This is a genomic window from Caulobacter sp. FV2ye17ST (assembly GCF_058680955.1).
This window is the reverse complement of record NZ_CM178727.1, coordinates 2,816,573-2,828,309: the sequence shown is the minus strand read 5'-3', so window position 1 is coordinate 2,828,309 and position 11,737 is coordinate 2,816,573. Positions and strand designations below refer to the sequence as shown.

General features: G+C 66.7%; 10 protein-coding genes. 3 read left to right on the top strand and 7 right to left on the bottom strand.

The annotated features are described in order from the left end of the window. Positions 1-19: 19 nt before the first annotated feature. Positions 20-1,861, top strand: coding sequence for a PAS domain-containing hybrid sensor histidine kinase/response regulator (locus tag ACW17V_RS13565; protein WP_492105616.1), 1,842 nt, complete (start codon positions 20-22; stop codon positions 1,859-1,861). 112 nt (positions 1,862-1,973) lie between these two features. Next, positions 1,974-2,552, top strand: a complete 579-nt coding sequence (locus ACW17V_RS13560; RefSeq protein ID WP_492105615.1) for a fasciclin domain-containing protein — start codon at positions 1,974-1,976, stop codon at positions 2,550-2,552. A gap of 40 nt (positions 2,553-2,592) precedes the next feature. Here ACW17V_RS13560 and ACW17V_RS13555 read toward each other — a convergent pair whose 3' ends face one another. From ACW17V_RS13555 to ACW17V_RS13535, 5 genes are all read right to left on the bottom strand, one after another. Next, on the bottom strand, positions 2,593-3,396 hold the full coding sequence (locus ACW17V_RS13555) for a DUF3313 family protein (protein ID WP_492105614.1): 804 nt from the start codon (positions 3,394-3,396) through the stop codon (positions 2,593-2,595). A 60-nt stretch (positions 3,397-3,456) separates the two neighbouring features. Next, entirely contained in the window at positions 3,457-3,813 is a 357-nt protein-coding gene (locus ACW17V_RS13550; protein WP_492105613.1) for a hypothetical protein, read from the bottom strand. A 10-nt stretch (positions 3,814-3,823) separates the two neighbouring features. Beyond that, a complete protein-coding gene (gene purL / locus ACW17V_RS13545; protein ID WP_492105612.1) occupies positions 3,824-6,052 on the bottom strand; it encodes a phosphoribosylformylglycinamidine synthase subunit PurL in 2,229 nt (742 codons plus the stop codon). 72 nt (positions 6,053-6,124) lie between these two features. Next, positions 6,125-6,391, bottom strand: coding sequence for a hypothetical protein (locus ACW17V_RS13540; RefSeq protein WP_492105611.1), 267 nt, complete (start codon positions 6,389-6,391; stop codon positions 6,125-6,127). Between the two features lie 281 nt (positions 6,392-6,672). Next, positions 6,673-7,137: a hypothetical protein gene (locus tag ACW17V_RS13535; protein WP_492105610.1), complete on the bottom strand. Its 465-nt coding sequence runs from the start codon at positions 7,135-7,137 to the stop codon at positions 6,673-6,675. Between the two features lie 215 nt (positions 7,138-7,352). Between ACW17V_RS13535 and ACW17V_RS13530 the strand changes: the two genes are divergently transcribed. Beyond that, entirely contained in the window at positions 7,353-7,556 is a 204-nt protein-coding gene (locus ACW17V_RS13530) for a hypothetical protein (protein WP_492105609.1), read from the top strand. Between the two features lie 60 nt (positions 7,557-7,616). On the opposite strand, the gene ACW17V_RS13525 is transcribed toward ACW17V_RS13530, so the two are convergent. Both ACW17V_RS13525 and ACW17V_RS13520 read right to left on the bottom strand, forming a co-directional pair. Next, positions 7,617-9,578: a CocE/NonD family hydrolase gene (locus ACW17V_RS13525; protein WP_492105608.1), complete on the bottom strand. Its 1,962-nt coding sequence runs from the start codon at positions 9,576-9,578 to the stop codon at positions 7,617-7,619. A gap of 90 nt (positions 9,579-9,668) precedes the next feature. Continuing rightward, complete coding sequence (locus ACW17V_RS13520; protein WP_492105607.1) at positions 9,669-11,606, bottom strand: CocE/NonD family hydrolase; 1,938 nt, start codon at positions 11,604-11,606, stop codon at positions 9,669-9,671. Positions 11,607-11,737: the final 131 nt, after the last annotated feature.

Below are 11,737 nucleotides of genomic sequence, written 5' to 3'. Positions count from 1 at the left end.
CGCCGCGATCGACCGGTCCATGCTGCGCGATACGATCATCAGAACCCTCCGGACGGTCGTCCTGGTCGTGGGCGTCGCCATGGCGATGGACTATGTGGTCAACATCTTGATCCTGCATAACCCGGCCGCCTACTCGCCGCTTGCCACCTTCCTGATCTCCACGGTTCTCGCCGCGCCGCTGGCCTTTTCCATCGGTCAACAGCGCAGGGGGCTGCTGCGGCTGGAGAGGGACCTGTCCAGCAGCCTGGCGGCCAAGCAGCTGGCGATCGATGAGGCCGAGCGTCGGCGGGCCGAGGCCGAGGACGCCCTGGAGCGGTTACGGGAAAGCGACCGGCTTTACCGGCTCCTGTCCGAGAATCTGACGGACAACATCAATCTGTGGTCCCGGTCTGGCGAGCGCCTCTACATGTCGCCGTCGATCGAGCGGCTGACCGGCTTTACGGTTGAGGAATGGCAGACCCTGCCGCCGGAGGCGATGACCAGTCGTGAGGACTACGAGGCTGTCCAGGCGCTGGTGCGAACTTTGATTCCCGGCGGCGAATCCAAGATTTACGAGTACGAGAGCGCCCGCAAGGACGGCACGCCGATCTGGTTCGAGAGCACCTACAAGCGGGTGGCCGGCGCCGAGCGCGAACTGCTGGTGACGACACGCGACGTCACGGAGCGAAAGAAGCTGGAACTGGAACTGACCCACGCCCTGGAGCTGGCCCAGACGGCGGCGGCGGCAAAGTCCGACTTCCTGGCCAACATGACCCATGAGCTACGTACGCCGCTCAACGCCATCATCGGCTTTGCCGGGGTGCTGCGCGGGTCCAGCGCCCTGTCGGAGCGCGACGCCCGGCACGTGTGCCTGATCCAGGACGCCAGCAACACGCTGCTCAATGTCGTCAATGACGTGCTCGACTTCTCGCGGCTCGAGGCCGGCGGGGTCGAGCTGGATCCGCAGCCATTCGATCCCCGTGTGATGGTCGCCTCGTGCGCCGCCCTGATCGAGGGCCAGGCCGTGGCCAAGGGGCTAGTTCTGGAGGTGTCGGCCCCTGATGATCTGCGGGCCATGCAGGCCGATGCGCCACGCCTGACCCAGGTGCTGCTGAACTTTTTGTCCAACGCGGTGAAGTTCACCAATACCGGTCGGGTCACGGTGATCGTGAAACAGGGTCTGGAAGGCGATACGGGTGTCCTGCGGGTCGAGGTGCGCGACACCGGCATCGGCATCGCGCACCATCAGCTGGACGGCGTGTTCGACCGGTTCTCCCAGGCCGATGCGGCGGTCTCGCGACGGTTTGGCGGCACGGGACTTGGGCTGGCCATTTCGCGCCGGATCATCGAGCAGATGGACGGCGAGATCGGCGTCGACAGTCGCGAGGGCGAAGGGTCGTGCTTCTGGTTCGAGATCCGGGCGCCCCTGTGCGATCTGGCGCCGGAAACCCCGCTTGAGGATCCGACGCCCCCCGATCCGGATCAGGCTGTGCGCCTGCTGCTGGTCGAGGACAACGCCGTCAATCGCGAGCTGATCCGCACCATGCTCGAGCCATTCGGTATCACGGTGGATACGGCCAATGACGGTGTCGCGGGCGTCGAGGCGGTGCGTCAGGGCGGCTACGACCTGGTGCTGATGGATATCCAGATGCCGGGCATGGACGGCCTGACCGCAACCCGGCGGATCCGGGCCATGACCGACGCTCCCGGCTGGCGCACCCCGATCGTGGCCATGACCGCCAATGTCCTGCCCGAACAGGTGGCCAATTGCATCGCCGCCGGCATGGACGATCACCTGGGCAAGCCGATCAATCCGTCCAGGCTGCTGGAAGCCGTCGCCCGCTGGTCCGGGCGCGAACATGCCGAGACGGTCGCCGGCTAGGGCGTTCGACAGGTCCGTCGGCAATTTTCAGATCAAGTGCATCCGGGCGCGTGAAGCGACCGTAGCTGTCTGTGTCCCAGCAACGGACCAGTAACTCCCCGGAGAAGACCCCATGAAGAAGACCATGATGCTCGCCATCGCTGGCGTGCTTGCGATCTCGTGCGGCGGTTCCGCCCTCGCGAAAATGGATCATCACGCCGCAGGGCATGGAAAGACAGTAATGGTCGGCGGCGCCGCCATGTATCCGACCAAGAACATTATCGAGAACGCGGTCAATTCCAAGGATCACACGACCCTGGTCGCCGCCGTCAAGGCCGCCGGTCTGGTCGAGACCCTGTCCAGCCCCGGCCCGTTCACGGTGTTCGCTCCGACCAACGCCGCCTTCGCCAAGCTGCCGGCCGGTACGGTCGAAACCCTCGTCAAGCCCGAGAACAAGGGCACGCTGACCACTATCCTGACCTATCACGTCGTGGCGGGTCGTCTGACGGCGGCTGATATTGAAGCCAAGGCCAAGGCCGGCGGTGGCAAGGCCGTCCTGACCACCGTTCAGGGCCAGCCGATCACCGTGGCCAAGGGTCATCACGGCTGGACGATCACCGACGCCAAGGGCGGCGTCTCGAACATCACCATCGCCGATGTTCTGCAGTCCAACGGCGTGATCCACGTCATCGACACCGTGCTGATGCCCTGACCCCGTCGTCCCCGGGTCGCGTGGTCGCGGCCTGGGGACGCTACTTCTTGGGCGACGGGGGCTTGGCGGCCGTCTCGCCGCGAGAGTCTGGAATATAGAGATTGGTGATGCTTCCGGCGATCATGCCGCCGGGCCGGAAGCGATCGCCATAGGCCTTGCAGGGGTCTGTCTTGCTGTCGATCTTGCGCGACTTGAGCCCCTTGGGCGTCATGACCGCCGCAGCCGTATCGGCAAAGGGCTCAGCGAACTGCAGGGCGTCGCCCATGCGTGACAGGGACGGATTGTCCGTGCCGACCACCATGGCCCGCCGCGCCCAGGCGATGGCGGCGATCTGGCGCTTGTCGCTGGCCGCGCGCATTTCCGCCTCGACGCCCAGTCCGCCCAGGGTGCCTGGCGCGCGCAGACCGATGGGGCCCGGAATAAAGAATCCCGACGCCGCCGACGCGGCCGAGGCGACCCGGCCGGTGGGTTCGAACCAGGTGACGGCCGCGCGCACATCGGCGTCGGCCTGATCGGCGGTGACGATCTCGAACCGCTCTGACAGCTCGAAGCACAGTTGCGCATCGACCTCGCGCAGCACGGCGTGGCGTTCTTCCGGCGTCAGGGGCGAGCGGCTGTCGGCGCCTTCGGACAGGATCGCCGGGGTCAGGGCCACGCGGCGCACGGCGTCCAGCGCCCCCGGATCGCGGAACTGGCGGATCTTGGCCCGGCCGCTCTTTTCCCGCGGCTGAAGGCCTTCATAGCCGCTCAGGAACCCCGAGCGATCAGGCGCGGCGGTGGCGCAGGCCCCCAGGGTGAGGGTCAGGCCGGCTATGGCCAGGGCGCGGGTCAATCTTGTGTCCATGGTGGAGTGTCCCGCCAAAAGGTGGCCGTGGCGAGGCGGTGCGCCACCGCCGCCGTCAGCCTAGTCCACGCAGATGGCGCCGGTCGTCTTGCCGTCCACCACCCTGGCGTAGCAGCCGAACTGGACGCTGGTCTTCTGGCACTGACCGGTGACGCCCGTCTGCGGCTCCAGATTGCCCTCAAGGATGCAGGCGCCCTGGCACTGGGCCTTGTCGGTGCAGGCCTTGCCAGCGTCGGCATAGGGCGTGACGCAGGTGGGCAACTGCAGCTTGCCGCCCCTCTGGATCACGCCGCCGCGCGCGGCGCAGGCCGCTTCGGAGACCTCGGCCGTCGGCGCCGGAGCCGGCGCGGTCGGGGCGGCGCAGGCCGTCAGCAGCGACAGCGTCAGGGCGGCGGTCGCCAGGATCGAGAGCTTCATTTTGAGGTCCTCAGGCCGCCGCGCCCATGAAGCCCGGCATCCAGGCCTCGTGGGCCGCGCGCAGGGTTTCGAGGGGGATGGAGAACAGGCCCGTGGAGGCGAAGGCGTCGCCGCCGGCCACGCCCGCGACGCTGGCGCGCACGCCGGCGTCCTTGGCCGCCGCCAGCACCGCGTCCGGGTCCGGGGTGGCGATCAGATAGCGGGCCTGGTCCTCGCCGAACAGATAGGGGTGGGCGTGCAGGCTGCTGGAGGCGTTCAGGGTAATGCCGACCTTGGAGGCCAGGGCGATATCGGCGGCCGCGATCAGCAGGCCGCCGTCCGACAGGTCGTGCAGACCCGCCACCAGGCCCGTGGGGATCAGGTCGCGCACGAAGTCGCCGTGCCTGCGCTCGGCGGCCAGGTCGACCGGCGGCGGGGCGCCGTCTTCGCGACCCAGGATCTCGCGCAGATAGATCGAGGCGCCCAGTTCGCCGTGGCTGTCGCCGATCAGCACCAGCGCATCTCCCTCGGCCACGTTGCCGAAGCCCATGCGCAGATCGTAGTCCACCAGTAGGCCCACGGCGCCGACGGTCGGGGTGGGTGGAATGGCGACGCCGTTGGTCTCGTTGTAGAGGCTGACATTGCCGCTCACGACGGGGAAGTCGAGCGCGCGGCAGGCCTCGGCCATGCCATCGGTGGCGCGGACGATCTGGCCCATGGTCTCGGGCTTTTCGGGGCTGCCGAAGTTCAGGTTGTCGGTGATGGCGATCGGCAGCGAGCCGGCGGCGGTCAGGTTGCGCCAGGCTTCGGCCACGGCCTGCTTGCCGCCTTCATAGGGGTCGTTCTGGACGTAGCGCGGGGTGACGTCGCTGGTCACGGCGATGGCCTTGCCCGTGCCATGGATGCGGACGATGCCGGCGTCGCAGCCGGTGGCGCTGTCTTCCAGGGTGTCGGCCATCACGTGGCGGTCGTACTGCTCCCACAGCCAGCGCTTGGAGGCCATGTCGGGGCAGCTGACGACCTTGAGCACCGCCGCGTTCCAGTCGGTGGGGGCGGGGATGCTGGCCGGGTCGAGGCGCGGATGCAGGGTCGGTTGGACCCAGGGGCGATCATACAGCGGCGCGTCGTCGAACAGCGGGGCCAGCGGCACGTCGCAGACGGTCTCGCCGTGATGCTTCAGCACCAGGCGGCCGGTGTCGGTGGTGTAGCCGATGACGGCGGCGTCCAGGCCCCACTTTTCGAAGATGGCGTGGCCTTCGTGCTCGCGGCCGGGCTTCAGGACCGCCAGCATGCGCTCCTGGCTTTCCGACAGCATCATCTCGTAGGCGCTCATGCCGGTCTCGCGCTGCGGGACCATGTCCATGTTCAGCTCGATGCCGACGCCGCCCTTGCCAGCCATCTCGACCGATGACGACGTAAGACCCGCAGCGCCCATGTCCTGAATGGCGGCGACGGCGCCGGTGGCCATCAGTTCAAGCGTGGCCTCGATCAGCAGCTTTTCGGCGAAGGGGTCCCCAACCTGGACGGTGGGGCGCTTTTCCTCGGAATCCTCGGAGAACTCGGCCGACGACATGGTCGCGCCGTGGATGCCGTCGCGGCCGGTCTTGGAGCCGAAATAGACCACGGCCAGGCCCGCGCCCGGGGCGGCCGAGTAGAAGATCTTGTCAGCTTCGGCGTGGCCCACGCACATGGCGTTGACCAGGATGTTGCCGTTATAGCCGCTGTGGAAATTGGTCTCGCCGGCCACGGTGGGCACGCCCACGCAGTTGCCGTAGCCCGCGATGCCCGCGACCACGCCATCCACCAGACGCTTGGTCTTGGGGTGCGAAGGATCGCCGAAGCGCAGGGCGTTCAGCAGGGCGATCGGTCGCGCGCCCATCGTGAAGACGTCGCGCATGATGCCGCCCACGCCCGTCGCCGCGCCCTGATAGGGCTCGATATAGGAGGGGTGGTTGTGGCTCTCCATCTTGAAGATGATCGCGTCGCCGTCGCCGATGTCGATGACGCCGGCGTTCTCGCCGGGACCGCAGATGACGCGCGGGCCGGTGATCGGGAACTTCTTCAGCTGGTTCTTGGAGGACTTGTACGAGCAGTGCTCGGACCACATCACCGAGAACACGCCCAGCTCGACCAGATTCGGCTCGCGGCCCAGGCGGTCGAGGACGACGCCGTATTCCTCGGCGTTGAGACCGAATTCACGGGCCATTTCGGCCATCGACTTCGGCGGGGTCTGGGCGGGGGCGTTGGAGGGGGTGCTCATGAGGGCGCCTTCTAGCGCGACCTCGAAGATTCCGCCACCAGACAGAGCGGTCTCACGCCCCGTTGCGAGCGATCAGTGGGCGGCTTTTTCCGCCTTGGCCTTCACAGGCTTGCCGGTGAGGTCGCCCATGGCGTCCCTGACCTGAACGCAGGCGATGGCGATCCAGCCGTCCATCCGGGCTCCAGCCCCGGTGAACGACTTGGCCTGGATCGCCAGACCGGCCGTCAGCGCGCCCAGCAGAAACAGCGGAACCACCACCACGCCGACCAGCGGATTGCCGGGTTTGCGGCGTTTGCGGGCCCAGACGGGTACGCCGCTCGTGGGTTCAGGAGTGCTCATCGGTTCTTCCCATCGAGGTCGTCGACGGGTTTCGGTGTTCGCGCGACGGCGCGGCCCTGAAATCGTCGCTTCTTCTGGGGCTGATAAGCGACGGCGAGGCTTCGCTTTCCAGCGCTCTCCCCCTCGGCGCGAGCTTGTCGGGGCTCGAAAACCCAGAGAGGCGACTGTCAGGCTCGCGCCCGTGTGGTTAAAACGGGCGAGCAGGATCATGCCGGGAAAGCCCGGGAGGGCGGCAGAGGTTTGCCTGCCATGCCGATCTGGCTGGACGTTCAGACCTCGTCCTAGAACTCGGGCGGACGGCGAATATCCAGCGCGCGGCCTTCCTGGCAGACACCGCGATAGCGACCCGCGCCCTCGATCTCGACCCGGCCGTTGGCCCGATTGATCGTGATGCGCTGGGTGTTTCTGCCGTTCAACTGATAGGCCCCAGCGATAATTTCGCCCTGCTGGCTGACCTCGTTCATCCGCCACCAGCCGTCCCGGCCGCCGGTGTGCGCCGCAGGGATCATGCTCTCGCCCAGATGGATCCGTCCGCGTTTGCTGTTGATCTGAACCTCGATGGTCGCGGGACGACGATGAACGGGCCATCGGTTCTGCAGCGCCGATCGGATCTCGGGGCGCGTGTAGTCTTCAGCGAAGAACCGTTGTTCGCGCAGACCCCGGCAGACCAGTTGCAGATCGGCGGGAGCGGGGGAGGCGGACGCCATCGTCGCGGCGGCGGCCAGCAGGGGAGCAAAAGCTAGCATGGATCAAACCTTGGGCTTCGGGTTGAGCTGAGCAGATTGGGACACACACCTGAGGGCGTGTAAATGCCGCTTCGCAACCTTCGCAAGGTCTGGCGGCCTGAGGCCTTGGATCACGGTAGGCCTAAACTAAGGCAGCTGGGCTTTAGGAACGACCCGAGTCCGGGGCCGTTTTATCCTCGTGCGCCACAAGCGCGCTGTGCAAAGGAGTAAAGCCGATGACCGATAACAATCGCAAGCCCGAGCAACAGCAGAACGACCCCGCCCGACAGAGCCCCGGGCAGCAACAGCAGCAGGGGCAGCCCAGGCAGAATGAGCCGGGACGAAATCCCGGCGGACAGGCTGGGCAGGCCGAGACCGACGAGGGCGCTGACCGGTCCGATCAGGTCAGACGCGACGATGACCAACGCACCGACCGCTGACGCAGCAAAGCAGCTTCCGCAGGTGGAGGGCCGGCGATACTTCGCCGGCCCTTTTCCTTGTCATTTCTCCACGACGGGCAGCTCGATGAAGCTGGCCGTATCGCCGGCGTGGAACACCCGCTGGGTCGCCTTCACATAGTCGGCCGGCTGGGCCAGGAAGATGTTGGGCACGAAGGTCTGCGGGTTGCGGTCATAAAGCGGGAACCAGCTGGACTGCACCTGCACCATGATCCGGTGACCCGGCTTGAAGGTGTGGTTCGCGGTCGGCAGGATGAACTGGTACTTCAGCGGCGTGTTGGGCTTGATCGCCTTGGGATCGCTGAAGCTCTCGCGATAGCGACCCCGGAAGATGTCCATGCCCACGGCCAGCTGGTAGCCGCCCAGTTCGGGCTGGCTGGGAACCTCGTCGGGATAGACGTCGATCAGCTTGACCACCCAGTCGCTGTCGGTGCCGCTGGTCGAGGCCATCAGATTGACCTTGGGCACGCCGGCGATGGTCAGCGGCTTGTCCAGCGGCTCGGTCACATAGGTCAGCACGTCGGTGCGATCGGCGAAGGCGCGCTGGTCGGTGACCAGCCATGACCGCCACCGGTCGCCGTCGGCGAAGCGCACGGGGCGGGGCAGGTATGGCACCGGCTTGGCCGGATCGGAGACATATTCGTCAAAGGCCGCCGCGCCCTTGGCCGCCGCCGGGGCGGTGAAGGACAGGCCGCCGCTGGACGTCAGATACAGTGGCTTCGACTTGGCCTGGCAGTTGCTCTCGCAGGAGAGCGGCCAGCTCTTGAAGCGGTCCCAGTGATTGGCGCCGGTGTCGTAGATCAGCACGGGCGGCGTATCGGCCTTCGGAGCCGCGTCCTTCAGGTACTGGTCGAAGAAGGGCTTGAGCACGTCGCGACGGAACTGCAGGGCGGTGTCGCCCTCCCACTTGAATGGGCCCAGATTGTAGCCGTCGTAGTTGACCTGACTGTGCCGCCAGGGGCCCAGCACCAGATAGCTCTTGTCGTTGGCCGCATCCTTGGGCTCGGTGGCCGCATAGGCGTGAACCGCGCCCCATATGTCTTCCTGGTCGAAGAGCCCCTGGATCCACATGGTCGGCACCTTCAGGGGTTGCTCGGCCATGGTCTTGTCGAGGGCCTGCTGGCTCCAGAACGGCGTGTAGGCGGCGTTCTCGACCGTCTTCTTCCACCAGGGCAGTTGGTCCAGCCCATGTTCCTTGGCGTAGGCGCCGACCGAGCCGGCGCGGCGGAAGGTCTCGTAGTCGTCATAGGCGCCGCGCTGCACGCCGTCGCCTGCGCCGCGCACCGTGGTCTGGCCGGTGAAATAGTCGAGGTTGGGCTGGCGGAAGGCGCCGTGGTGGAACCAGTCGTCGCCCATCCAGCCGTCGACCATCGGGCTCATCGGGGCGGCCACCTTCAGGGCCGGGTGCGGATTGACCAGGGCCATCACCACGGTGAAGCCCTCGTACGAACTGCCCAGCATGCCGACCTTGCCGTTGGTCTCGGGCACGTTCTTCACCAGCCAGTCGATGGTGTCGTACGCATCGGTGGAGTGGTCGATCTCGGACGCGTTCAACGGCCCCTTCAGCGGCCGGGTCATCACATAGTCGCCCTCAGAGCCGTACTTGCCGCGGATGTCCTGGAACACGCGGATATAGCCGCCGTCGGCCACGAAGGGCTCGTCGCCCTGGGGCATGGCCGCCAGCATGTGCGGGCTGTCGTTGCGGGCCGCGCGCCTGGCGGCGTTGTAAGGCGTGCGGGTCAGCATGATCGGCAGGCTCTTGCCGCCCTTGGGGACCACGATGACGGTGTAGAGTTTGGTCCCGTCGCGCATGGGGACCATGATCACGCGCTTGTCGTAGTCATAGCCGACCTTGGGCGCGACATACTTGCCGTCGATGTCCGGCGTCATCGCGGCGGCTTGGGCGGCGGTCTGGGCCGGCGTCTGGGCCTGTGCGGTCGCGGCGACGACGGTCAGGGCTGCGGCGGCCAGCAGGCCGGCGCGCAGGGATGAAGCAAGACTCATGAGAAGCTCCCTTGGATTGCGGCATCCTAGGGGCGGGTCGCGCCGGATGCTATAATATAACAGACCGGCGCTCACCTTGCCGTCGTCGGCCTATTTGGCCGTCACCAGGGGCAACTCGACGAAGCTGGCCTTGTCCGCCGCGTGGAACACCGTCTGCGTCGCCTTCACATAGTCGGACGGCTTTGCCAGGAAGATGTTGGGCGTGAAGGTCTGGGGGTTGCGGTCATACAGCGGGAACCAGCTGGACTGGACCTGCACCATGATCCGGTGGCCCGGCAGGAACACGTGGTTGGTGTTGGGCAGGGCGAAGCGATAGGTCAGGGGCGCATTGGCCTTGATCGGCTTCGCCGTCTCGAACCCCTCGCGGTAGCGGCCGCGCAGGATGTCCATCGACACTGGCAACTGATAGCCGCCCATCTCCGGGGTGGCTGCGACCTCATCGGGATAGACATCGATCAGCTTGACGACGAAGTCGCCGTCCGTGCCGGTGGTCGCGGCCACCAGATTGACCATCGGCTCGCCGCTGATCTTCACCGGCGCCGTCAGGACGTCGGTCGTATAGGTCAGGACGTCGGTGCGACCCGAGGCCTCGCGCTGGTCGTCGACCAGCCACTGGGTCCAGGTCAGGGGCGGCTCATAGCCGGTCGGCTGGCTGGGACGGGCCCGATAGGGCACCGGCTTGGCGGGATCGGAGACATAGCTGTCGCTGGCGGCCTCGCCGGCCTTGGGCGCGGCGAAGCCCGCCTTGCCGCCGGCCTGCAGATAGAGCGGCGTGGCGGTCGTCGCGCAGCTCCTGGCGCAGCCCGAGGGCCAGGCGTCCAGCTTGCGCCAGCGGTTGGTCCCGGTCTCGAAGGCGGTGACGGGCGCCACGTCCATCGGCGGCGCGTCGTCCTTCAGATAGTGGGCCAGGAAGGGCGCCAGCACCTCCTGGCGAAATTGCAGGCCGGTGTCGGCGTTGAACCTGATGGCGCCCAGGCTTGAGGCTTCCTCGATCTGCTGGCCATGGTTCCAGGGGCCCATCACCAGGAACACCTTGTCGTTGCCGACGTCCTTGGGCTCGATGGCCTTGTAGACCGCCGGCGCGCCGTAGATGTCTTCCTGGTCCCAAAGGCCGTGGACCAGCATGACCGGCACCTTCAGCGGCTCCCGGGCCAGAAGCTTGTCGACGGCCTGTCCGCTCCAGAAGGCGTCATAGGCCGGATGGGCCAGGAGTTTGTTCCAGAAGCCGATCTGCTCCAGACCCATCTGCCGGCCCAGTTCGCCGACCGATCCGGCCCGCATGTAGAGGTCGTAGTCGTCATGAACGCCAGAGATCCAGCGCTCCTCGTTCTTCCGCGTGCCGACCTGCTCGTACATGTAGGGCATGCCCTGCTGGCGGAAGGCCCCGTTGTGGAACCAGTCGTCGCCCTTCCAGCCGTCGACCATCGGGTTCATCGGCACGGCCACCTTCAGGGCGGGGTGCGGGTTGAACAGGGCCTGCAGGGCGGTGAAGCCGTCATAGGAAATGCCCAGGATCCCGACCTTGCCGTTGGTCTCGGGGATGTTCTTCACCAGCCAGTCGATGGTGTCCCAGGTGTCGGTGGCGTGGTCGACCTCGGTAGGATTGAGCGGGCCCTTCAGGGGCCGGTTCATCACATAGTCGCCCTCGGAGCCATACTTGCCGCGCACGTCCTGGACGACGCGGATGTAGCCGCCCTCGATCACGACATCGACCGGATGATCGTAGCCGTCGATGGCGTTGGCCATGCGAAGGCCGGGCTTGATCGCGGTCATCGCCGAGGCGTCATAGGGTGTTCGGGTCAGCAGGATCGCGGCATGGCTGGCGCGCTTGGGAACGAGGATGACGGTGTGCAGCTTCACGCCGTCCCGCATGGGGATCATCACCTCGCGGCGCTCATAGTCGAGGCGGTCGAGATTGGGTTTGAAGACTGCGGGGGTTTCGCTGGCCAGGCCGGGGGGGTGCTGGGCAAAGCTGGGCGTGGCGGCGGCTATTAGGCTGGTCGCCAGCAAGGTCAGTATGGTCTTCACGATCTTCCCCCTCAGGAATTTTCCCTGGGGGACCATCGACCGACTTGTCATCCCGGACAAGCGCGTAGCGCGCCGATCCGGGACCGCAGGAAGCGCGGCGCTCAGGCGTCGGTCCCGGCTCTTCGGCCGGG

Coding starts and splice junctions, on each gene's coding strand:
- ACW17V_RS13560 (WP_492105615.1), top strand. CDS start 1,974: ATGAAGAAGACCATGATGCTCGCCATCGCTGGCGTGCTTGCGATCTCG.
- ACW17V_RS13530 (WP_492105609.1), top strand. CDS start 7,353: ATGACCGATAACAATCGCAAGCCCGAGCAACAGCAGAACGACCCCGCC.
- ACW17V_RS13525 (WP_492105608.1), bottom strand. CDS start 9,578: ATGAGTCTTGCTTCATCCCTGCGCGCCGGCCTGCTGGCCGCCGCAGCC.
- ACW17V_RS13540 (WP_492105611.1), bottom strand. CDS start 6,391: ATGAGCACTCCTGAACCCACGAGCGGCGTACCCGTCTGGGCCCGCAAA.
- purL (WP_492105612.1), bottom strand. CDS start 6,052: ATGAGCACCCCCTCCAACGCCCCCGCCCAGACCCCGCCGAAGTCGATG.
- ACW17V_RS13550 (WP_492105613.1), bottom strand. CDS start 3,813: ATGAAGCTCTCGATCCTGGCGACCGCCGCCCTGACGCTGTCGCTGCTG.
- ACW17V_RS13555 (WP_492105614.1), bottom strand. CDS start 3,396: ATGGACACAAGATTGACCCGCGCCCTGGCCATAGCCGGCCTGACCCTC.
- ACW17V_RS13565 (WP_492105616.1), top strand. CDS start 20: ATGCTGCGCGATACGATCATCAGAACCCTCCGGACGGTCGTCCTGGTC.
- ACW17V_RS13535 (WP_492105610.1), bottom strand. CDS start 7,137: ATGCTAGCTTTTGCTCCCCTGCTGGCCGCCGCCGCGACGATGGCGTCC.